Source organism: Terribacillus saccharophilus, from assembly GCF_046592895.1.
GTDB classification, from domain to species: domain Bacteria; phylum Bacillota; class Bacilli; order Bacillales; family Amphibacillaceae; genus Terribacillus; species Terribacillus saccharophilus_D.
Map to the genome: position 1 here is coordinate 131523 of NZ_JAWVPU010000003.1, position 23205 is coordinate 154727.

Annotated in this window: 23 protein-coding genes; 3 read left to right on the forward strand and 20 right to left on the reverse strand. The window is 40.6% G+C overall.

What is annotated here, in order from left to right; translation table 11 throughout:
• Nucleotides 1–2: 2 nt before the first annotated feature.
• On the reverse strand, nt 3–368 hold the full coding sequence (locus SFC66_RS11560) for a tautomerase family protein (protein ID WP_411218882.1): 366 nt from the start codon (nt 366–368) through the stop codon (nt 3–5).
• Between the two features lie 137 nt (nt 369–505).
• Between SFC66_RS11560 and SFC66_RS11565 the strand changes: the two genes are divergently transcribed.
• Nucleotides 506–1384: a LysR family transcriptional regulator gene (locus SFC66_RS11565; protein WP_411218883.1), complete on the forward strand. Its 879-nt coding sequence runs from the start codon at nt 506–508 to the stop codon at nt 1382–1384.
• Nucleotides 1385–1600: 216 nt separating this feature from the next.
• On the opposite strand, the gene SFC66_RS11570 is transcribed toward SFC66_RS11565, so the two are convergent.
• The 10 genes from SFC66_RS11570 to SFC66_RS11615 all read right to left on the reverse strand — a co-directional run bounded on the left by SFC66_RS11570 (nt 1601) and on the right by SFC66_RS11615 (nt 9389).
• Nucleotides 1601–2557 (reverse strand): DNA/RNA non-specific endonuclease, encoded by a 957-nt coding sequence (locus SFC66_RS11570; protein ID WP_411218884.1) that lies wholly within the window; start codon nt 2555–2557, stop codon nt 1601–1603.
• Nucleotides 2558–3662: 1105 nt separating this feature from the next.
• Nucleotides 3663–3980: a hypothetical protein gene (locus SFC66_RS11575; RefSeq protein WP_411218885.1), complete on the reverse strand. Its 318-nt coding sequence runs from the start codon at nt 3978–3980 to the stop codon at nt 3663–3665.
• Nucleotides 3981–4001: 21 nt separating this feature from the next.
• Nucleotides 4002–4457, reverse strand: coding sequence for a hypothetical protein (locus tag SFC66_RS11580; RefSeq protein WP_411218886.1), 456 nt, complete (start codon nt 4455–4457; stop codon nt 4002–4004).
• Nucleotides 4454–4957 carry an RNA polymerase sigma factor gene (locus tag SFC66_RS11585; protein WP_411218887.1) on the reverse strand — a complete coding sequence of 168 codons (504 nt, stop codon included), beginning with the start codon at nt 4955–4957 and terminating at the stop codon, nt 4454–4456. Before SFC66_RS11585 ends, SFC66_RS11580 begins: the two co-directional genes overlap by 4 nt.
• A gap of 507 nt (nt 4958–5464) precedes the next feature.
• A complete protein-coding gene (locus tag SFC66_RS11590) occupies nt 5465–5650 on the reverse strand; it encodes a hypothetical protein (protein WP_411218888.1) in 186 nt (61 codons plus the stop codon).
• Between the two features lie 951 nt (nt 5651–6601).
• Nucleotides 6602–6829 carry a DUF6792 domain-containing protein gene (locus tag SFC66_RS11595; RefSeq protein WP_411219111.1) on the reverse strand — a complete coding sequence of 76 codons (228 nt, stop codon included), beginning with the start codon at nt 6827–6829 and terminating at the stop codon, nt 6602–6604.
• A 130-nt stretch (nt 6830–6959) separates the two neighbouring features.
• Nucleotides 6960–7568, reverse strand: a complete 609-nt coding sequence (locus tag SFC66_RS11600) for a hypothetical protein (protein ID WP_411218889.1) — start codon at nt 7566–7568, stop codon at nt 6960–6962.
• A gap of 215 nt (nt 7569–7783) precedes the next feature.
• Nucleotides 7784–7978, reverse strand: a complete 195-nt coding sequence (locus SFC66_RS11605) for a hypothetical protein (RefSeq protein ID WP_411218890.1) — start codon at nt 7976–7978, stop codon at nt 7784–7786.
• 87 nt (nt 7979–8065) lie between these two features.
• Entirely contained in the window at nt 8066–8659 is a 594-nt protein-coding gene (locus SFC66_RS11610; RefSeq protein WP_411218891.1) for a hypothetical protein, read from the reverse strand.
• Between the two features lie 241 nt (nt 8660–8900).
• Nucleotides 8901–9389 carry a hypothetical protein gene (locus tag SFC66_RS11615; protein WP_411218892.1) on the reverse strand — a complete coding sequence of 163 codons (489 nt, stop codon included), beginning with the start codon at nt 9387–9389 and terminating at the stop codon, nt 8901–8903.
• Nucleotides 9390–10192: 803 nt separating this feature from the next.
• Here SFC66_RS11615 and SFC66_RS11620 point away from each other — a divergent pair.
• Nucleotides 10193–10561 (forward strand): hypothetical protein, encoded by a 369-nt coding sequence (locus tag SFC66_RS11620; protein ID WP_411218893.1) that lies wholly within the window; start codon nt 10193–10195, stop codon nt 10559–10561.
• 676 nt (nt 10562–11237) lie between these two features.
• Here the strand turns inward: SFC66_RS11620 and rlmD are convergent.
• Both rlmD and SFC66_RS11630 read right to left on the reverse strand, forming a co-directional pair.
• Nucleotides 11238–12623, reverse strand: a complete 1386-nt coding sequence (rlmD, locus tag SFC66_RS11625) for a 23S rRNA (uracil(1939)-C(5))-methyltransferase RlmD (protein ID WP_411218894.1) — start codon at nt 12621–12623, stop codon at nt 11238–11240.
• A gap of 109 nt (nt 12624–12732) precedes the next feature.
• Entirely contained in the window at nt 12733–13650 is a 918-nt protein-coding gene (locus SFC66_RS11630) for a diacylglycerol kinase (RefSeq protein ID WP_411218895.1), read from the reverse strand.
• 307 nt (nt 13651–13957) lie between these two features.
• On the opposite strand from SFC66_RS11630, the gene SFC66_RS11635 reads away from it, so the two are divergent.
• Entirely contained in the window at nt 13958–14620 is a 663-nt protein-coding gene (locus tag SFC66_RS11635) for an O-methyltransferase (RefSeq protein ID WP_411218896.1), read from the forward strand.
• A gap of 235 nt (nt 14621–14855) precedes the next feature.
• On the opposite strand, the gene gatB is transcribed toward SFC66_RS11635, so the two are convergent.
• The 7 genes from gatB to ligA form a co-directional block, all read right to left on the reverse strand.
• Nucleotides 14856–16286, reverse strand: a complete 1431-nt coding sequence (gene gatB / locus SFC66_RS11640) for an Asp-tRNA(Asn)/Glu-tRNA(Gln) amidotransferase subunit GatB (RefSeq protein ID WP_411218897.1) — start codon at nt 16284–16286, stop codon at nt 14856–14858.
• A complete protein-coding gene (gatA, locus tag SFC66_RS11645; RefSeq protein WP_411218898.1) occupies nt 16283–17749 on the reverse strand; it encodes an Asp-tRNA(Asn)/Glu-tRNA(Gln) amidotransferase subunit GatA in 1467 nt (488 codons plus the stop codon). Before gatA ends, gatB begins: the two co-directional genes overlap by 4 nt.
• Before the next feature lie 11 nt (nt 17750–17760).
• Complete coding sequence (gene gatC, locus SFC66_RS11650) at nt 17761–18051, reverse strand: Asp-tRNA(Asn)/Glu-tRNA(Gln) amidotransferase subunit GatC (protein WP_411218899.1); 291 nt, start codon at nt 18049–18051, stop codon at nt 17761–17763.
• A 258-nt stretch (nt 18052–18309) separates the two neighbouring features.
• The gene (locus SFC66_RS11655) at nt 18310–18450 is read right to left on the reverse strand and encodes a hypothetical protein (protein WP_411218900.1); all 141 of its coding nucleotides are present in this window, start codon (nt 18448–18450) and stop codon (nt 18310–18312) included.
• Nucleotides 18451–18464: 14 nt separating this feature from the next.
• Nucleotides 18465–19730, reverse strand: coding sequence for a helix-turn-helix domain-containing protein (locus SFC66_RS11660; RefSeq protein ID WP_411218901.1), 1266 nt, complete (start codon nt 19728–19730; stop codon nt 18465–18467).
• Nucleotides 19731–19947: 217 nt separating this feature from the next.
• Nucleotides 19948–21171, reverse strand: a complete 1224-nt coding sequence (locus tag SFC66_RS11665) for a CamS family sex pheromone protein (RefSeq protein ID WP_411218902.1) — start codon at nt 21169–21171, stop codon at nt 19948–19950.
• A gap of 13 nt (nt 21172–21184) precedes the next feature.
• The gene (gene ligA / locus SFC66_RS11670) at nt 21185–23191 is read right to left on the reverse strand and encodes an NAD-dependent DNA ligase LigA (protein ID WP_411218903.1); all 2007 of its coding nucleotides are present in this window, start codon (nt 23189–23191) and stop codon (nt 21185–21187) included.
• Nucleotides 23192–23205 lie beyond the last annotated feature (14 nt).

Here is a 23205-nt window from a genome sequence, read left to right on the forward strand (position 1 = left end):
AATCACATTATCATTTGCGCAAGACCATCTCCAAAGGACCAATTCTCCAGACCTGCTTCCACTAACACAATAAATATATTTTCTTTAGGTATATCGATTTCATTGTGCAATCGATTAGCTAATTCCTTATATAAGGATTGTTTCTGTTGCTGCGTCCTTCCTGAACCACATGTGATTTGAATATACAAAAGACTAGTATTCCTATCATTGCTAAGAAGATAATTCGGGTCGTATATAAATTCTTCTTTTTTGTGAGAATGGTATACTTGAAAACAGTCCTTTTCCGGTACATTGAATTCTTTCATTAGTGCCTTCATTATCGTGTTGCTTATAAGAGATAAACTCTCTTTATCGTGCTCATTCTCCATATAACTCACTCTTACGAACGGCATTTGGATGTCCTCCCCTCTCCCTTGGTTAATTTAATTTTACGCCCCAAAACTTGTTCTGTATAATTGATTAATCTGCATAATATTATTCACAAATCGAATGGAGATTATTGACAATGGATTTAAAGGAGTTAAAAGCATTTCAAACAGTTATTCAAGAAGGTACATTTTCAAAAGCTGCCCAAAAACTGAATTATGCACAGTCAACTATCACCAATCAGATAAAAAGATTAGAAGAGGAATTGGGATTCAAATTATTTGTAAGAGGCTGGGAGGCTGAGTTGACCCCTTCAGGACAAATTTTTGCCAAAGAGATAGATCAACTTATCAACCACTGGGAATTTGTATTGGATAAGTCCCAAAGATTGCAAAAAGAAGAAGTTGGAACACTTCATATAGGTGTCATAGAGCCCGTTGCCACCTCTATTCTTCCCGCTGTCCTCCAAAAGTTCAGAAGTCAAAAACCCAATATTACATGCAATTTCATTATCGGTAATACTGACTTTCTCCACAAAGGACTGCTCAATGATGAAATAGATTTTGCCATTTCAGGGGAACCAGTCATGCACACACAGCAATTTGAAGAGCTATACAAAGAAGAGATTTCTTTCATCATGGCAAAGAAACATGCTGAAACAATTGGGGACATTTCCTCAATCAAGGATCTTTACGAGCACCCCCTTTTCATTGGTGGAGAAAGGTGCCTATATTACATGAAATTACATAAGGAACTCTCGCGGATGCATGCTAAACCCTTCACTTATACAATTGGGCAGATTTCTGCCATACCGGAATTCCTTGAAGTTTTCCCTTCAATTGGAGTGGTACTTTCCTCTTTAGCATTATCTGACAAATTCATCAAAGTACCGATTAAAATGGAGGACCCCTTTATCCCAATAGGTATCTTAAATAAAAATGAATCAAATCTATTCCTGAAAAACACAACGAATCTATTGTTTGAGCTATTTCGTCAAGAAACTTATCCATCCTCTTAATTTTTGCCTTAAAGGAGAAGAGAAAAGAACAGACAATAATAAGAATAGCTGTGCAAAAAAGACCCGGAAATCGGAAATGTTTATTTCCGAAATCCAGGTCTAATCAGGAATGTTTATTTTAGTTAGACAGAGTAGAAAAAATGGTATATCAATTGAATTTTAAAACAAAGTCCAGCGAGAATATGTTCTTTCATTGATTATTAAAGTTATGGCGGTTTATTCACCTACCATTCCGTCATTATCACGATCGTCCATATATGGGTATAACCAATGATCTTTTGTTATTGGCATACTAAAACCTGCCGCTTTTGCCTCTTTAATCGTCACCTGTCCATTACCGTTTAAATCAACACTAGCAATATCACCGTTTGTGTTTGAACTGGTTGGTTCGGAAGGCTTATTACCTGTTAATCCGAGTGATTCGTTCACTTCGTCCGGGTTCACATTGTCAAATGTATCAACAATCACTTCACCCTTTAAAGTATATGTATATTTATAACTTGACGGAATCTGCGTTTCTGTATCCGGATAGGTGATAATGGCTTCAAAGTCAGTGGCCCCTCCTGCATCACGGATACTTTTTTCCAAATAGGCTTGATCACCGTGCCGATTGAGCGTGCTGTCTTGAGGTGTGATGTTATAAGCATTCGATACACCGCCTAAAGAATCGGCAATGATATGTCCCTCATCCAACACGTCACTTTCGACACCAGGAACTTTCGCCTCGTCAGAATAGTATCTACCTGTCGATAATACAGGTTCGCTGCTGTCATCCTGTAGAATGATTTCGTCAGCAATGACACGTACTAGTTGCCCGTATTCATTAGTAAATGCCCAATATTCACGGTCTCCATAACCAATGTCAACAACGACGTTCGGTTGACGATAACCAGACAAGTCACCACCATCGACTTCAAGGATATCGTATCCTTGAAATTCTTCGTCATCTGCACCCGTTATAGCTTCTTTCTCTTGAGGAGGCTCCGCTCTTCCTGGTTCATCCGCAGCCTGCGCTTCAGCTTCTTGCTTTTCAGTTTTTGTATCTGAATTCTCTGCTGCTACTACTTTTGAAACTGTTTCTTTATTTGTAGTGGCTGTATTTTCTACATTTGTACAACCAACCATGAAGATGATTGTTAATAGTAAAACTAAATAGTTCATTTTTGTTTTCATTTTAGGATGCTCCTATAAGTTTCGTATTGTATTCGCTTGGGTGTAAATCCATGAGATCTGCTACGCTGCTTCTTTACCTTGACTTCCAAAGATATGTTTCTAACTCTTGTAAGGTTAATAGATCCATCCTTTATGTTTCTCCTATTAATATTTCTTTAAGTAGATTCTTGTAGTTGGATAACTGACTAGTTCAATTTTATCATATAGAAAACTTAATATGCTTACAGTAATTTCTTGATTAATATAATTCTTAGTAATACTTTAGGCCTCTTTTGCTGGACTTGATACAAACGACAATGTAAAAAACCCTTAAAATTAGTAGAAGTATTACTAATTTTAAGGGTCCTTTATAGGATGATCTTGTACATATACTAACTTAGCCGTCCAATAGCAATACAGGTTAGACATGAAGATAAGATATTCTAAGATACGATGTAAGACCTTAATTGATTTAACGTAATAGAGTGTCGCTATAATTATCCCCATAGATCATTCTCATATGTTCTTTATAAATCTTTTCAAACTCTTCTCGTTCTTTTTAGTAAAATGGTCAAAGCGTGAATCATTATATTTTGCTGATTTTGTGGCGGCGTCTTTTCATCAATTACTACTTCATTCCTTGTCACTACATAATTATAATTCTTTTCTAATCAACCCCGTCAACTCCTTAACTTCTGTTAAAGAGAGAAGAAAGTGTTGCAATCCTTATTTATTTAAATATTTATATCGTGTTTTTTGTTAATATTAGTGTTGGCGTTATTCTGCACATGAAACAACTCTATTCATCTTATCTATCCTAATGTGTTCTTACTTTTTAACTATTTGGATAAAAAGCTTTCCAATAGCCATTTATATAAGTGAGATTAATTGGAATACGTGGACAACTACCTTTGCTATATTTTTTCCTCATAGGATGTCTTTCCATTCGTATAACTATACCAATACCAAAATATACATATGTATAGGGTTGTGATTCGGTAATATTGTTTTAGGCATTCAAAATTATAGTTATCCAATTTAATTTTTAAAAAAAAGACAATCCAATTTGGATTGCTCTTCTGTAGACTTCACTTTATTACTACTTATAAGCTTTCATAAATGAGTTTTAGTCTGCAGCCTGCCTCATTGCCTGTTTTCTCTTTAATAATAGGTATACACCCGAACCAAGTGTTAAAATGCCTGGAATAACATATAGGACTGATAATCCATAAAAACCGGTGATAGTAGTAATTATCAATAAGATACTTGCAAGCACTGGACGCTTCTTCATTAATGAAGCGGCAATTATAGCGACAATGCCACTAATCATACCCACCATACCATCATTACCAAAACCATAAGAATCATCAACCACCGCAAACAACTGAGCCAATAAAGATATAAGAAACCCCAGAATACCACCAGTTAAAGCCAATGCTTTCATTATAAACACTCCTTTTTTATACTAAATCATCAGAAAGGCTAACAAGAACAGCACATCGAAACTTAATAAAGGCCAAAACACTCGCTTTCTAAATCCAATTAACGTTAAGATATTTGCAATTATGGACAAAGGAACGTAATAAAGAATTAAATCTGATTTAATCATACCTAAATTAAAATCTGGTCTACTTAACAAAGAGAATATCAATATCCCCCTTGATAGAATCAATAACCCCATAATCATTTGTCTAAACAACTTTAAAGATTTGAACTCATTAGTGAGTGCTTGTGAAGGGACCAATCTTTCTTTTTTATCATTCTCTTCCATGTAATTGAAGGAACTCAGTGACCTTATTTCTTTATATTCATCTGAATTCTTAAAATGATTATCCAATATAACTTTTACTTCAGGGTCAAGTTCATCATAAAAAACAAGTAATTCCTTAGCCAATATATGAAAATCCTCTTCTTTATTCATTTGTCTCCCTCCCTATATTTCAACCATCTTTTTTTCATCCGAAATAAACGAACTTTGAGTGTAGCCTCTGGAAGATTGAGAAAGACTGCTATTTCCTTAAAGGTGAATCCATAGTGTTCTTTAAGTAAAAAGATATTCTTATCGACTGCATTCAGATCTGAAAGAAGTTCATTGATTGCTTCAGATTGAATGATTTTTCGTTCCAGTTCATTCTTATCTGTGGCATTTGAATTTATTATAAAATCATCTTCAAGCAAATCTGGTCTCTTTTTCCGATAGTAATCGATTAATTTGTTTTTCGAAGCCTTAATTAGCCATCCCTCAAGTGATGCAGTTGAGTAAATCAATTCGGGCATTTGCAGTAATTTCGAAAAAACTTCGTGGATAATATCTTCTGCCAATTGTTCATCTCTGGTTAGTGTCATTAGATATCTTTTTAAGTTCGGGTAATTCCTTTCATACTCTTCGGTGATTAGATCCAGAGGTTTCCTCCTCGTCACCTTGAAAACCCCTTCCTGCTGACCAGCTTCAATTAGAAAACGAACCAGGTTTATAAAAAGTTACACACGGGTTGTAATTTTTTCCCTTCTAACACTTAATGGATAATATGATTAACGATACATCATATCCGAATCCCAATATCATTTGCGAAAAAACTAATTTCAAGAGATAATTTGAGTAATCAATTTGGGTTGGGAGTGGTGTATCTGAATACTCAAGAGAACGTAAAAAGAAAAAGTCTTAACTTACCCCTGGCGACTACTTGTGAATCAAATGGGGTAAAGCGGTTACGAAGAGAAAATGAACTCCTACTTAAAAGAATTCAAGAACTTCGATCTGGACCGTTTGGAATTTGTTCATGGTTTAATAAATGATCAAATATAACAAACGGCAACCTAACATAGGTTGCCGTTTGTTGTTTGTAAGACATTACTAAATAATAAAGATGGCCTATCTGTGATGAGATGAGTATCAAGCAAAAATAAAGAAGGAGGGAATTCCCTCCTTCACAAATCGTTATGTTCGTTCCGGTATTTAGCGGCTCGTGATAGATAAATTACAGCGACAATCATCAGCACCAATCCTATAATTAGTATAACTGGCATAGTGGCAAACGATCCCCATAACAATCCACCTGAACCTAATAGTAAAGCAGAAATTCCGGCACCCTTGTTAAACGATTTGGTACTCATAAAATCACTCCCATGCTTGTTCTAAACAAGATGCTGCTTGACCTGTAGCAACAGACGCTGCTCCCGCTGCGCAGACTAGACAACCCGTACCCGCTGTTACTGCACAAGCCACAGCACAGATTGAGCCAACAGTAGATGCAACAGCACCAGGAACACCTAAACAATCCGCCCATTCACTCCAATTAACTCCTTGTGTCGTGAAACCACCTGAAGAAGTAGGTGCGTCTGCATATGGTTCGTTTGTAGCTTCCTTTCCTACTTGCTCCCCATCATGATAATATGCAACTTCAAAATTTCCTTGCTCATTTTCATATACCTATAATTCTGATGCAGTAAACAAGGATTATCTTCATACAAAGCGATGGAGACATTACTTAGTTTATGATATTGGTCTTTTAGAGGGTAACTAATTACGTATAGTCCGGACTCCTTCTCTTGCATAACCATAGGAGAAGAAAAGTCTATGTCTGAAAGATCTATAGAGATATTAACTTGATTATTATTGATAAGGGTATCTACAGCTGCGTTTAATTCATTGACAGCGCTTCGTCACTAATTTTGTCATATTGTTGATACATATCTAAGAGCTTTTGTTCACCTTCCGCTGCTTGGTTACTTGCTGCAACGGAACTACTTGAAAAGGACATTGAGAATAATAAAATCAACCCTACAAATAGATTTTTTCAAAAAGATCTAGTAAAGGAGCAACTTTCGTATGCCACTCGGTAAAGAAATAAATCAAAACCTAATCAAGAATGCTAAGAAGATTGCAGCCAAACCTCAGAGGTTCAAAGAAAGCATCTAAAGCTTTTATCTCAATAACAGAGAAAAAGAGTATCAACAAAACCAACTTGAAATGTCACAGCTCTTAAAAGATTTAGATAGTAGACAACAACAATAGTGAATCTGTAGCAAAGTTTGTCCTTTATAACTTTTTGGTTAAAAAGGATTTTATAAAACTAAATCAAATCTACTTTGAAAGGAACAATACGTGATGAAGAATACGCCTTTGGCATTAAAAAACCAGTCTGGACCATTAGTTGAGCCTTGTGAGATGACATACATCTCTTTTCGGTTTCCGTCATCAACATAAATAGCTGTTCCATCATATCCAGTGGATTTGAGAATATCGTTATTGGAGTCTGTACTATCGAAGATTTTTATTTCCGCATTTAGTATCGAACCTGTATCTTAATATATTTGCTTTATTTTAGACTCCATTTCCCGGGCATCCATATTCTTATATTCTTCATCAGTCAGCCGCATAGATATATATATTTATAATCAAGTATATTCTGCGTCATTCAACTCACTTACCTTTACCATCAAGGAATTTTATAGATTTAAGGACTTCTGTTACTTTTTCCCTTTCCTCATCTTGTAATGAAGCACATTCATCTTTGTCGATATCTTTTCTACACATAATATCTGTAAATATCTGTGCTTGCTGATCATTGTCATTCCAAATAAGCGCAGCTAGTGTCAAGGTAGAATCATCCGGTTTTATTTCTGCCACTTCAATGTACTGATTCTCATAATCCGCTTCTAGTTTTTCAAAATTCAATTCCTGCCCGGCTCTTCTATTCATATAATCCTTACTCCATTCAATGTCAGATACAGGACTAATATAGTGAATGGTGAACTCATCCATCGCTGCTATATCATTGTCTTCATAATGGAATATGAGAGATTCATATAGTTCGTCTGGCTGTGCGTTACTGGTATCATCAACAACCATATCTTCAGGGAAGTGAAGAGTGAATCCATTCGTCTTAGAGATTAATGGGTAATAACCGTCTTTAACTTGTTCAGTAGACTGCATGTATTCTCTTGTATATTCATCTTGAAATGCCGGTACATCTGGTAAATCATTCGGATCCATCTCAGAAGGGGAGAGGGACTCTTTTCCATTACTCATACTGCATCCTCCTATAATCAGCGTTGTTAGAATCAGAAAGATTACAAATTTAAATTTCACGCAGTGGTACCTCCATAAGCTTCGGATTATTGCTGTAGTCCATAAAAATCATACAAAACACATCCAATCATTCCCAACAATTGTATAAGCCTTTTGCAAAAACGGTTCTTTAGTCTTGGGGATATGTGCCAGTGTTATTTTCCTGACAAATGCTATTATCCTTCTTCCTCCACATTTAATGGAATAATCTTGCCATTTGGGTACTCCTTTACCAACTTGCCATCCTTCTCGTATACAATATACGTATTATTCTTTTTTGCCTGTTCCATGGCCACTTCCCCGGTTCGTTTTATGTACTCATCCATCCACGCAAACTTCCTCTTTGGTCGATTGTTTTTGTTATCTGACATACTTGAACCTCCTATAAAAATTTTACTTCAGAAGACGCTCAGAGGCTCCTCATACAACTTTCACATTTCCCCTTTACTTTCGCCTATTTATCTCATTCTTGATAGCCCAATTGCCTTTCCACTTGCATTGTGAGCTGCTTTATAAAACGGGTTATACCTCTTTTCATCTGAATTTAGAGAGCTGACAATCAAGTCTATATCCGGATTAGAAAGAGAGAATAATTCCATCTTTTTATTTATTCTTTTAGCAACATCATTAATAAGTGGAAACTTCTCTAGTAGTATATCCTCATCATACACTAAGTCAATTCCATTCCAATCACTAATAATAATCACCTTTGAAGGTACTGCAATCAACTTTTCATTCAGTATGAAATCAAGATTCTTTAGCGCAAAGTCAACAGCCATAATCTCTCCATAGATACTTACTGTTTGCATACTGCTATTATATTGTTTTTTAGATTTTACAAATGTACATCCTTGTCCTACATAAATAGCTCCTAAACCAAATATACCTTGTCTTTTTAATTCTGAAGCATCAACAAACACACGAAGAGTTTCTTGATCCCATAACCAATTATCTGCTCTCTCTCTTGCTTCTTTTGGCGGCACCTTTTGTTCTCTATGAAGTGCTGCTTTGTTTCCATTCCCATTGTTTTGATACACTCTCCTATTCTTCAACGGAAATCCTCCTTTTACTATTGACTATAGGCAAAATAAAAACAGCTCACATCCGATTGAATGTGAGCTGTTTCGTATTTATTAGACTATCTGTACCTTTAATTTTAATAGTCATCTTAATTCCTGCTTCCTAAGAATCTTAACTATACTTTTCAGATCCAACTTATTAAATCTATTCTACCATTTTCATCCTTCATCTGATATTAATGAAATAATTTATTTAAAAAGACTTTCTAACTTTTTAGTTAGAAAGTCTTGGTGTCTGATTAATGGACAAGGAGTTAACAAGATCATCTTTATCTGAACCAACTACAAGGATACTCATATCTGGTACTCGGTTGAAGTCAATCACACCTTTTCCGGAAGTAGGAATTTCTTTAGGGTCACTAGATACTTTTCCACCCAGAATATCAATTAGGTTTTGTGGTTTATAAAGAGTAAATCCGGTGCTGTCTGTTGTTTTATTTTTAGTCGGAACACCATTTATGGTTGGAGTCCATGCTCTCACATTGTACATACCGTCTGGCGTATCCTCTGAAACATAAATACGTCCAGGTGTTTGGATGCCCATTGTGTAAGTGTCACTAAGCGTATATTCCACAACAAATTTATCTTTAGACTTCTCAAGAACACGAGGTGCAAACACTTGGTTTGTATTGTGTGTGCCGGAAGCAGATAGAACTTTACCATCGGATGTTTGGAAGTACACATCTTCTGGAATATTAGGCAAGACGTTTTGCGGTCTTACGCTAGTTCCTTTGCCTTTAGAATTACTAGATGCTGGCTCTGTTGAAGAATGGAGGAGATAATCCCACAGATTAAATCATATGGAACCCCTATGTAGAGCCTATTCTGATTATTGAGCCGATAACTTTTGATGGGCTTGAGTTAAATCATACAGCGAAATATAACAGATTTAGGATGATGTTATATCTCATAAATTTATCCGATTTCACCATAATGAAAATATGTATAAACCGTTTGGTTGAGCCATTTCTATATTCTCCTTTATTGGTAGGATTACTGGTACAGATTCGAGTTAAATATAACACTTTTGGGACAAGATAGATGGAAAAGATACGAATGAGCGAGCGTTTTTACATCGTTAGAAAAACAGTTGAAAAGGGTTGGTACTAAACACTGTATACACATACTTCTTAACTTTTTAGTTAAAAAGAAAAAGACAGCACTCAATATGGAACCAGCCTGAGTTTCTGTATTTAAGTTGATTGGCTTATACGACTGTCTGCCCTTCTTATTTACTCACGCTCTTTCCTCGAATGTACCGACTTTTTAGTAGGAGACAGAAGTATTTAGCAGGGAGACCGGAATGAAATAGAATCAGTAAAAAGAACATTAATAGAAAAGTTATAGGAACAAGATGAGTCACATAAGCGTACTTACTAGAAGGGGAGAGTTAAATGTTGCTTACATCTTGTTACCAAAAAATACCGCTGTAGATGCTATTGCAAATTTGAATAAAAAGATGTAATTTAATAAAGCTTGAATTTTTTAGTAAGAGAGGTCTTATTTATGAAAAAGTTGTTAGGAAGTTTAATTGCAGGTCTTTTAATCGTTGCTCTTGCAGCATGTGGCGGAGAGGCAGAGGAAAAATCAAAAGCTTGGTCCGGTGAATATACTGTGACTCAAGATAGATTTGATGATAGTGGTATGTACTATGCTACTGTTGAAGTAAATAACGTTGATAGCGAAGACTCACTCAATGCATTTATTGAAACCTTTAAAGAGGAAAACCCTAAATATACCGAAGGAGATTCCTTATTCATGAGAATCGACGATGGTGGAGATAACTGGAGTAGTTTTAAAGAAGCTAACAATCAAAGAGGTGCAGCACAAACTGGCCTGGAAGCCAATGCTTCCGAAACTGTATACAAAGATTAATATCGACTACACACAAGAAAGAGCCTAATTCAGGCTCTTTTTTTGATGATGTTATTATTCGTTGTTATATCGAGTAGAATATTTCGTTAATAATAACAAAGGTATAGGGAACCTATTATTTAATGGAGTATAAAAGAATGACAAAATTGATGGTGTTAGAAATAGGACATAGTATGAAGGATTTTCAGTTTTAGGTGGTTGAACAAACTCTTAAGGAACACATGAAAGAAATTGTTACATTCATTCCTTTCTATATGACCTCTATTTTAAATGTATTCTTTTCTCTTATGTCTCAATTTTTTATCTAAAGTTTAAATATTACAAACTTAACTGAAAATCTTAACTCTACTATGTACAACAATAATAAACATTTCCTAAAAAGACCCGCTCCAGCCCGCATTCCACCGTTCAAGTTAAAATAAAGATTTCCTACCAAACCCCCATTTTCAAACTTTTTCTGTTCAAAATTGGCCGTTTTTCACCCGCTTTTCCACCTGTTTTTTCACCTTTTTTCTTCAGATAAAATAAAGATCTCCGATAATGGAAGGAAGAGAAAATCGAGAAAAGACAGTCAGGACAAGGGATAATAGAAAAAGACCCAGAAATCGGAATTGTTTATTTTACCGAAATCGGGGTCTTATTAGGAAAAGTTTATTTTTACTGAGAAATGTTTATTTTAGTTAGACACCTTCAACTCAATCTCCGCCACACACTCAATGTGACCAGTTTGCGGGAACATGTCTACAGGCTGTACTTGCTTTGTTTCGTATCCGCCGTCTTCCAAGTAGCGCAAATCACGCGCTAGTGTGCTTGGGTTGCAGCTGACGTAGACGATGCGTTTTGGTTTCATGTCGATCATGGCTTGAAGCAGGTCTTCTTCACAGCCTTTACGTGGTGGGTCGACGACGATTACGTCTGGGTTGAGGCCTTGGGCTTTCCACCATGGCATGACTTCTTCGGCTTTGCCGACGTAGAATTCTGCGTTGTCCATGTGATTGAGCTTGGCGTTCATTTTTGCATCTGATACTGCTTGTGGTACGATTTCCACTCCATAGACTTTCTTCGCTTTTTGAGCTAGGAAAAGGGAGATGGTACCGATACCGGAATAAGCGTCGATGACTGTTTCATTGCCGCTCAGATTGGCATATTTCAAAGCTTGATCGTACAATACCTTCGTTTGGGCCGGATTGACTTGGTAGAAGGATTGTGCGGAAATAGCAAATTTGATATCTCCGATTGTATCGTAGATGTATTCTTCACCCCATAGCAGCTTTGTTTTGCGGCCAAGGATGACATTTGTGCGTTCTTTGTTGATGTTTTGCACGATAGACTTGATTTGCGGGTATGTTTCATGAAGCTCGGCTACGAGTTCTTTCGCATATGGCAGTTCGTTCATGCGTGTGACGAGTACGATCATCGTCTCATTTGTTTGCTGGCCAGTGCGGACCATGATGTGGCGCAGGTCACCGCGATGTGTTTCTTCATCGTAAGCAGAGATGCCTAGGCGGCTGGCGATGCGACGAACGGCTTCTACCATGCGGTCGTTGACTTCATCTTGAATGACACATGTTTCCATGTTCTCGATGATGTCGTGGCTGCGTTTGCGATAGAAACCAGTGATCATCTCTCCGTTCCGCTCTGCAGTCGGGATTTGGATCTTGTTGCGATAACGCCATGGATCATCCATACCTAACGCTGGGTGAACGGGTACATGTTCCAAATGACCGATTTTCTTCATAGCATTCTTCACTTGCTTTTGTTTCATCTCTAGCTGCAGCTGGTAACTCATATGTTGAAGCTGACAGCCACCGCACTGTATATAAACATCACATGGCGGTTCTACCCGCGCTGGGCTTGGCTTGGTAATCTCCATAAGCTTACCGAAGCCGAAGTTCTTTTTCGTCTTGATTACTTTCACTTGGGCTGTTTCACCTGGCAGTGCATATGGGACAAACAAGGGATAGCCGTCTACTTTGCCGACGCCGTCTCCATCATGCGTCAAGTCTTCGAAGGTCAGTTCGATTGTTTGATTCTTTTCAACTGGTGGCGTTAATTTTGCCATTTTCATCGTCCTTTTTGTTTTTGCTTTCAAGATTGTATCATATTGTGGCGGAAATCAGAAATCCGGGTCTATTGCCCGGGAAATATGTCGAAAAAAGAAACAAGACAGCTTAGTTCGCTAAGCTATCTTGTTTCTGGATGAATTCTTCTGTGACAAAGTATTCGATATGCTGGTGCAAATTGACGAATTCACCCGGCAGCAAGCCGCCATATTCCCCGTCAATATTCAGCTGCATCTTATCAGCAGGTTTGACCTTGATCCGATTCGCTCTTGTATAGAAGATAAGATCATGATCTAAGTGCGCTCCCCGTATAGCCAAGGAAGCGATGCGGATGAATTCCGCAATATTTGTCTTACGCAAGATGACAAGGTCGAACAAGCCATCATTCACGAGTGCATCTGGTGCAAGTTTTTCAAAACCGCCGACAGAGTTCGTGTTCGATACAAGGAATAACATGATTTCATCCTCGAACCATTTCCCGTCATACTCTATCTCTACTTTAATCGGGCGAAGCGATGGCAGCATCTCGATGCCTTTCAAATAATAAGCCATTTGACCAAGCATCGTTTTCGTCTTGCTTGGAACATCATACGTAAGTTCTGTCAGCTTTCCGCCGCCAGCGATATTCATGAAATAATGGTCGTTGACCTTCCCGATATCAAGCTTACGTGTTCTGCCTTCCACTATGATCTCGGCAGCCCGCTTGATATTGCGTGGTATGAATAATGCACGAGCCAAGTCATTCGTCGTCCCGACCGGAATGATTCCGAGCTTCGGCCGGTTAGGCTGTTCTGCCAAGCCTGAGACGACCTCATTGACAGTACCGTCCCCGCCGCATGCAACGACAAGATCGTAGCCCCGCTCCACTGCCAAGCGTGCTGCCGCCGTAGCATCTCCTTCACACGTGGTCGCATGCGCCGAAGTTTCATAGCCTGCCTTTTCAAAAATTTCTAATACATCCGGGAGTTCCCGTCTGAACGCTTCTTTACCTGAAGTTGGATTGTAAATGATCCGAGCGCGCTTCATTGTATTGCCTCCTACCAAACCTTACGTTCACATTGTCCAAGTCCTATCATAGCTTTTTTTTCCTATTTTGAAAAGGTCTTTGTCTGCTTCTGGAAGCCTATCACCAGTCAGTATGGGAAAATCAAGAATCATTTAACCCGTTTTCATGTAATTTCCCATTTCCGGGGATTAGTTATATCCTTTAGCCAAAACCAGTCGATCTTCTTTGTGCATCCAGGATAAAATTTATTGATTTCTTCCCCATGCAATGCATTTCTTTCTTACTTCCCTATACACTTAAAGTACAGAAAAGAAGGAGATGAAGTGAGTGGAAAACAAATGGAGTGGCGTAGACAGGCTTTTTTTGAATAGTTTGCTGACGAACGATGAAAATCTTGATTATGTACTTGAAGCAAATCGAGCTGCTGGTTTGCCCCAAATCGATGTTTCACCTCTACAAGGGAAACTATTGCATTTGCTGGCAAAGGTCAAAGGAGCTAAGCGCATTCTCGAAATCGGCACACTTGGCGGCTACAGCACCATTTGGCTTGGGAAAGCCCTTCCTGCTGACGGAAAGTTATACTCACTGGAAGCTCATCCTTACTTTGCCGAAGTGGCACGGGACAATATTGCCAGAGCTGGATTGCAAGACAAGGCAGATGTCATTATAGGAAATGCGCTAGATACCCTCCCCTCACTCCTTGAGCAAAATAGAAATATCTTTGATTTCATCTTCCTTGACGCTGACAAACCAAGCTATCCTGACTATTTGAAATGGTCCATCAAACTAGCAGCACCAGGTGCAATCATCATAGCTGATAATGTCGTCAGAGAAGGCGAAGTCGCAAATCCGCAAAGCACTGACGAACGTGTCCAGGGTATACAGCAGTTTCTCCAATTGATTGCCAATGAACCCCGCATCGATGCTACAGCGGTCCAGACGGTTGGCAGCAAAGGCTATGATGGATTTGTACTTGCATATGTTAAATAAACTTTTAAATCGAGAACGTATCAGTGAACAACATGCGCTTCGTATTTAGAAAACGGTGACTGTCAAAGCTATGAGGTTGGGGTTGACTTCCATTACTACTTCATCTATATAATCCCATTAAAATATTGCGGCTTCTTTTACGACATCCTGCCATCATAGTGCTTGAGAGCTTAATAGTCTGTAACTTAAACTTCAATAAACACACAAAAATCCCGCACAAGGCGGGATTTTCTAATTAGCGTTTATTCATTTCCGCAATCAGGATTTTGTTAACCATCGGCGGGTTGGCTTGGCCTTTTGTCTGTTTCATGACTTGGCCGACCAGGAAGCCGAGGGCACGGTCTTTCCCGTTCTTGAAGTCTTCGACAGACTGTTCGTTTTGATCAAGGATAGCTGTGATGATTTCAGTCAGCTGTCCTTCATCAGAGATTTGGACAAGTCCTTTATCCTTAACGATCTGCCCTGGATCGCCACCATTTTCAATAAGCTCCGCGAATACTTTTTTAGCTAGCTTAGAGGAAAGAGTGCCGTCTTCAATCAATGTGATCATCTTAGCTAGTCCTTCTGGCGTCAATGCTGTATCAGCAAGGTCTTTCTGCTGCTTGTTCAAGTATGCAGAAACCTCACCCATCAGCCAGTTGGAAGCAGCTTTAGGATCAGCATCAGCTTTCAATGTCGCTTCGAAGAAATCGGACATTTCCACGCTTAGCGTCAATACCATTGCGTCATACGCTGGTAAGCCAAGCTCGTTCACATAGCGTGCTTTACGAGCATCCGGAAGCTCAGGGATGGATGCACGGATGCGTTCCTTCCAAGCATCGTCAATGTACAATGGTACAAGATCCGGCTCTGGGAAGTAACGGTAGTCGTCAGATCCTTCTTTGATACGCATTAGGATGGTCTCTTTTGTAGACTCATCATAACGGCGTGTTTCCTGCAGGATTTCTCCTCCGGCAAGCAAGACCTTCTGCTGGCGTTTTTCCTCGAACTCAAGACCTTTTTGGACGAATGCGAAGCTGTTCAAGTTCTTCAGCTCTGCTTTCGTACCGAATTTCTCTTGTCCGATCGGGCGAAGGGAAATGTTGGCGTCACAGCGAAGGGAGCCTTCTTCCATCTTCACATCGGATACACCAGTGTACTGGATGATGTTGCGAAGCTTCTCAAGGTAAGCATACGCTTCAGCTGGTGTACGAAGATCTGGCTCAGACACGATTTCGATCAATGGCGTTCCTTGACGGTTGTAATCGACAAGGGAGTAGCCGTCGCCTGTGTGAGACAGTTTACCAGCGTCCTCTTCCATATGGATACGTGTGATACCGATTTTCTTTGTATAACCGTCCACTTCGATTTCGATCCAGCCATTCTCTCCGATTGGCTGATCAAATTGTGAGATCTGGTAAGCTTTCGGGTTATCCGGATAGAAGTAGTTCTTCCGGTCGAATTTAGTATGTGTCGCGATTTCACAGTTCAGTGCCATCGCTGCTTTCATCGCAAAGTTCACTGCTTCTTTATTCAGAACAGGAAGCACACCTGGGTACCCAAGGTCGATCGGGTTGGTGTTTTCATTTGGTGCGGCACCGAATGCATTTGGGCTCGGGCTGAAAATCTTGGATTTCGTTTTCAGCTCCACGTGTACTTCGAGTCCGATGATAGTTTCGAAATTCATCCTTTTACGCCTCCCAATGCCGGTTTCTGTTTGTGATGATCAGTCGCTTGCTCGAATGCGTGAGCAGCACGATAGATCGTCGCCTCATCAAAATGCTTACCGATGATCTGCAAGCCGATCGGCAGGCCTTCGCTTGAGAATCCGCAAGGCAAGGAAATCCCTGGTACGCCCGCTAGGTTTACAGGGATAGTCAGGATATCTGTTGCATACATTGTCAATGGATCTTCCACTTTTTCGCCAACTTTGAAAGCTGGAGTCGGAGTTGTCGGTCCAACGATGACATCGTAGTCTTCGAATACTTTGTCAAAATCGTTTTTGATCAATGTACGAGCTTTTTGTGCTTTTTTGTAGTACGCATCATAATAACCGGAGCTAAGTGCAAACGTACCAAGCATGATGCGGCGTTTTACTTCCTCACCGAAACCATCGCGGCGGGAATATTTGAATACATCGACCATGTTTTCCGCTTGAGTGGAGCGAACGCCATAACGGACGCCGTCAAAACGGGCCAAGTTAGCAGATGCTTCAGAAGAAGACAGCAAGTAATAAGCTGCTACTGCATAACGGGAGTGCGGCAGGGAAACTTCTTCCCAAGTTGCGCCAAGATCTTCATATACTTTCAATGCAGCCTTGATGGATTCACGTACTTCATCAGAAACACCTTCGCCAAGATACTCGGAAGGTACAGCAATGCGCAAACCTTTCACATCTTGTTTCAAAGCTTCTGTGTAGTTCGGAATCTCTACGTCAGCACTTGTAGAATCCATTTCATCATGACCGACGATTGCTTGCAGCAAATGTGCGTTATCTTCAACCGTACGCGTCATCGGACCGATTTGGTCAAGAGATGATGCGAATGCAACAAGACCGAAGCGGGATACAAGACCGTATGTAGGCTTCAAGCCGACTACACCACAGAATGCTGCTGGTTCACGGATGGAACCGCCTGTATCGGAACCTAGGGAGAAGAACACCTCTCCTGCAGCTACAGCAGCTGCAGATGCACCGCTGGATCCGCCTGGAACGTAATCTGTGTTCCAAGGGTTGCGAGTCGTGAAGTAAGCAGAGTTCTCATTGGAAGAACCCATCGCGAACTCATCCATGTTCAATTTACCGATTGTAACGGTTTTCTTATCTTTCAGCTTGGAAACGACTGTCGCATCGTAAAGCGGATCAGTGAAGTTATCAAGGAACTTACTCGCACATGTCGTACGAAGACCTTTCGTCACGATATTATCCTTGATGCCGATCGGAATACCGAATAACGGGTTGTCGCTGCCCTGCTCGTCCAATTCCTTCGCAGCTGCACGTGCATTTTCTTCATCAAGCGTCAAGAAAGCTTTTACTTCATCGTCCACTTCCTTGATACGCGCATAGGAAGCATCCACAAGATCTGTTACTGTGATCTCTTTGTTATGTAGCTTTTCCTGTAATTCTTTCAATGTATAATCAAACAAAGACATAATCTTCCTCCTCAGTCCAAAATCGACGGCACACGGAACTGGCCATTCTTCTGATCCGGTGCATTTTTCAATGCATCCTCCCGGTCGATCCACTTACGCGGTTCATCCTCACGCATCACGTTCTTCAAATCAAGCACATGTGTCGTAGGCTCCACATTATCCGTATCAAGCTCATTCAAAAGCTCGGCATAACCGATAATCGCATCAAGTTCCTTCGTCATTTTCTCAGCTTCTTCATCAGTGATTGCAAGACGCGCCAAATGCGCTACGTGCATCACCTGTTCTTTCGTAATCTCTGACATACTGTCACCTCCGGAATTCACCTTACATGTATATAAAAATGATCATAGCAAAAGGAGCTGCCGTAAAGCAACCAGACTATAACATATAACTATTTTAGCACCTTTTGACCGCCAAACAAAGCCAAGCACGATAAAAAGAAAAAGCCCGCCTTATCTGAAGATAAAGCGAGCGATTGAGGGTCTTACTTAAGGGAAATAGTACATGGTGTACTTATTCGGCGAAGGAGTGGAATCTCCTTCAAAAAATAAGATTTAATTTTAGCGCTCTGTTAGTTTAACAGACAAAACACCCGGAGTTGCTTCAAGGGCCCCATCATTTGTATTCGTGTTAGTTTGCCCGACTACTGCACTAACACCTAAAACCGCAATAAGACCAGTAACAACTAATAGCTTTTTCATAAGATAATCTCTCCTTAGAATTTTAGTAATTTTTGATAGTTAGAACTTGCCATCTTATAATAATGAGCAGCATTTTTATATTTCTTTTGCTTTTCAAAGTGTTCACCAATCATATTAGCGTAATTCACAATATTGGCATAATCACTCTTCCCTGCTAAGTATGGCAAGAATTCATTGATAATTGTGTGTTCTAATTGATTGTACTCGTTATAAATGGCATATTTATAAACATCCAACTCAAGTTTAAAAGTCTTTTTGCTATGAGCTGGCAGTTCTTCTACAAGATGATAATTCTTTTCTAAGATTGATTTAGCTTCTTCTAATCTTTCGCTATTATAGTACTCCTTTATTAAGGAAATAATAGTATTAAACTGAGTTGCTGTTATATTACTTCCCATTTCATAGGCTTGTTCTAGATATTTTATTGCCTCATTACTTTCACCCAAGGTTGAGTGAAGATATCCAAGGTTATGATTTGACAGTTGTACAACTTCTGAGTTCTCAGTTATTTCCCCTAGGTGCTTAGCCATATTGTATTGCTTTATAGCCATATCCACCATATGCATTCTTCTATAACTGATTCCAAGAAGAATATGACACTGTGCACACCTTACAAAATTATAATTTTGTCTGAATACCTCAAGTGCTTTGTTCGCATATTCCATTGATTTAAGATTATTAATCAATTTAGTATGTGTGACTGCCAGAGTATAGTATATATCAGCTATATCAGATTCAGTCAGTTCTATACCTTTAATCAGCGATTCAGCAATTTCATAAAAATGAAGAGCTTTTATATTGTCATCTTCATTGATTTGATAATAATTCCCTAGATACTTATTCCAAAAGAAGTTCTGCTTAGAATCAAAAGAATACTCTAAATTCGAGAGTTTTTCTATTTGATCCTTGGTCTTCCCATCTTGATTGCTGACTAAGTAATATCTTATCTTATGGATTTCAAAAAGAATTTCATAGTCAGAATTGCTATTTTGAAATAATTCCTCTAATTCTTTGAATCTTGCATCCTGTTCTTCGCGGCTTTGTGTAACATAAAGAAGATTAAACCATTCTTCCGCCTTCTCCTTGATCATATCCTCATTTTCCGCGTTAAGCTGGATGCCGAGTCTTTCGCATAATAATGCAATGACTTCGGGGCTGGCGTCTGTTTTTTGGTTTTCGATTTTGGACAGGTAGGATTCCGAAACTATGCCCGCTGCTAGGTCTTCTTGTGTCATGTTCTGCTTGATTCTATGTAGTTTAATTAAAGGGCCTATTTCCATTTGGGCTGCACCTCGAAACTATTTATTTCTTTTCGTGTAAGAGCTTGTGCCCAAGACCATTGCTGGGATGTGTTCCTGATTTCATTCTAACATATCCCAGCATTTAGTATATTGGGAAAGTAGGGAATACAGAGTATGCTTCTGTGCCTATTTCCTGGTGATACTTTCCTAGTCTTGTCTGATATTGTGTTTTTCTGTCTATTTCAGCAGGGTGGCTTTAATTAAGGATATTGACTTCTGGTTCTTTGGCGTCTTTTTCCCTCGTGATGATAGCTTCTGTCTTATCATTGGAGGTGATGTTGATCTCAAGATCATAGTAATTCGGGAAGATGTCCATGACCTGGCTGTATGCATATTGTGTAAAGGCAACGACTTCTGCGTTCCCTTCGAATTGAATCGGTATTTCGATCGTGAGTTTTTTCAGCTCATCGTTCTGATAGAAACCTCTGCCGACCATGCCGGTATAGTTCGGGAAGAAGCTTGCCACTTTCGTTGTGAAAGCAGTGATATACTGACTTTCATCCGGGTGGTTCTCTTCTGCATCATCAGATGGGAAAAGGACATTTTTTTCGTTCAGTTTATCCCAATCTCCTACTGAGCTGCTGCCTTGGTCCACTGTTGTCTCAGCGACAAAGTGACCTGGGACGACGGATTCCTTCTTGGCTTCCTGATAAACAGCAATATGGATCGGAACATCGCTTAAGCCGTCCATACCGCGCATCCTTTCGACAATCTTCTTGGCCATCTCATTTGCTTGTGCAAGCATCTCATCCTGCGGGATATCTTCACGATACGGCCCTTTTCCGCCAGTCGTGAACTGGTATTCGGACTTCATCGCAAGTGCGATGGAAACACCGCCCAGTTTGATATCTCCATTGTCATCCTCGACCATATAATCCTGCTCAAGGATGTGGGAGAGGTATTTCGGATTATCACGGAAGTCTTTCTCCGAGGCTTTTTCCTCATTCAATTCGGGATTGAGTCCAAGCTCTTTGGCTTCTTCCGCTTTTTTCGCTTCGGCTGTTGCATCCTTACCCTTATCCTGTGCTTTGGCATACCGTCCGATCCAGCTGTATAGCGTATCGCTATCAAGCATTTGGCCTTCACGGAAATAGTAATCCTCCGGACTGAACACGTCCTTCGAATGATTGCGCAGTCCTTCTTCCACCTCGTCTATATCGAGACGGTTGGCAATCTGATTGATGATTACACCACGGGCAGCGCTCGTCTCATAATTGACGACACCCTTGGATTCTCCTTTCTCATACGGAAGCAATACTTTGTATTCTTCGTCCGAGAAATTGTAGCTGGAAACAACAGACGTCTTTTCCCCGCCGTCTGCCGTTTCCTGCTTGACCTCTTCTTCCCCGCCGCCGGACGGACCGCAGCTAGCCAGCAATACGAGTGCCCCCATACTAAGAACACCTGCTAATTTCTTCATGTGTTTCTCCTCTCTATTCCTGTAACGCTTCTACCAAACGTGCTTCATCCCATATCTCAACGCCGAGTTTTTCTGCTTTTTCGTACTTCGATCCAGCGTCCTCACCGGCAATCAATAAATCTGTTTTTTTGCTGACACTTCCTGTGACTACACCGCCGAGTGCTTCGATTTTCTCTTTTGCCTCCGGTCGTGTCAGAGCTTCCATCTTACCAGTCAAAACAATCGTTTTACCGCTGAAGATACTGTTGGAGGTGACTTCCTGCGGCTTGATGCCTTTGTAGGTCATATTGACTCCGACGGCTTTCAATTCATCGATCAGCTGGATCACTTTATCTTCTTGGAAATGCTGATAAATGGAGTCAGCCATCTTCTCTCCGATTTCATCCACAGCGACAAGCTCCTCCACGGATGCCTGCTGCAGTCTGTCTATCGTCTCAAAGGCTTGCGCCAATGTTTTCGCTGCCTTCGCCCCTACAAAGCGGATGCCTAATCCAAACAGCAAACGCTCCAGGGAATTATCCTTGGATGCCTCGATCGATTTCAGCAGATTATCCGCTGATTTCTCGCCCATACGCTCCAGTTCAAGCAAAGCGTCACGGTCGAGCTTGTATAAATCATCTATCGTATGCACCAGTTCCGAGCGATACAGCTGGATGATGACCTTTTCCCCAAGTCCATCGATATTCATGGCATTACGGGAGACAAAGTGAATCAAACCTTCGACAAGCTGTGCCGGGCAATTCGGATTGATGCATCGAAGTGCCACTTCTTCTTCCAAACGGACCGTTTCACTACTGCATTCCGGGCAGTGCGTTGGCATATGGAATTCTTCCTCGTCACCACTGCGAGCGTCCGTTACGACACGCACGACTTCCGGTATGATATCCCCAGCTTTTTTGATGACAACCGTATCCCCGATCCGAATATCTTTATCACGAATCAAATCTTCATTATGCAGCGTTGCCCGCTGGACTGTCGTTCCGGCAACCCGGACCGGTTCCAGCAATGCAGTCGGTGTGATGACACCAGTACGCCCGACATTCAGCTCGATATCGTAAAGCTTCGTCGTCACTTCTTCAGCCGGGAATTTGTAGGCGATCGCCCAGCGCGGTGTACGGGCTGTGAAGCCAAGTTCATCCTGCTGCTCCCGCTTGTCCACCTTGATGACGATACCGTCGATTTCATAGCTCAAATCGCGGCGCTTGGCACTCCATTCCTCGACATAAGCCAGCACTTCCTCGATTGACTGGCAGCGGCGGCGTTCTTTGTTCGTCTTGAACCCTAACTGTTCCAAATAGTCGAGCAGTCCGCTGTGGGAATCCAAATCATTTGTCTCCCATTGTCCGGAACCGTATAAGAAGACATCCAGATTACGGCTGGCTGCGATTTTCGGATCAAGCTGACGCAATGATCCAGCCGCTGCATTACGCGGATTCGCAAATGGTGCTTCTCCGTTTTCTTCCTTCTGCGTATTCAGGGCAGCAAACGATTTCTGCGGCATGAAAGCTTCCCCGCGCACCTCGATCGCTTCCTCCAGATCTATTCGAAGCGGGATGCTGCGAATTGTCCGTAGATTCTGTGTGATATCTTCCCCAGTCGTTCCGTCACCACGTGTTGCACCTTGTACGAATTCTCCATTTTCGTAACGGAGGGACACGGCCAGCCCATCGATCTTCAGCTCACAAATATACGAAAAATCATCTGTGTCCAAGCCGTTCCGGACCCGTTTGTCAAAGCTGCGCAGATCGTCTTCGTTGAAGGCATTGCCAAGGGAAAGCATCGGTACCCGGTGCTCCACCTTGGTGAATCCTTCGAGCGGCTTGCCGCCGACACGCTGAGATGGGGAATCACTTGTCACAAGATCAGGAAACTCCGCCTCGATATCCAGCAGGCGCTTCAATATCTGATCGTACTCATAATCGGACACCTGTGGATTATCAAGCACGTGATAATCATAATTATACTGATTGAGCTTTTTGCGTAAATCCGTTAGCTCTAGGTTTGCTTCTTCTCTGTTCATGCCTTCCACCTCGG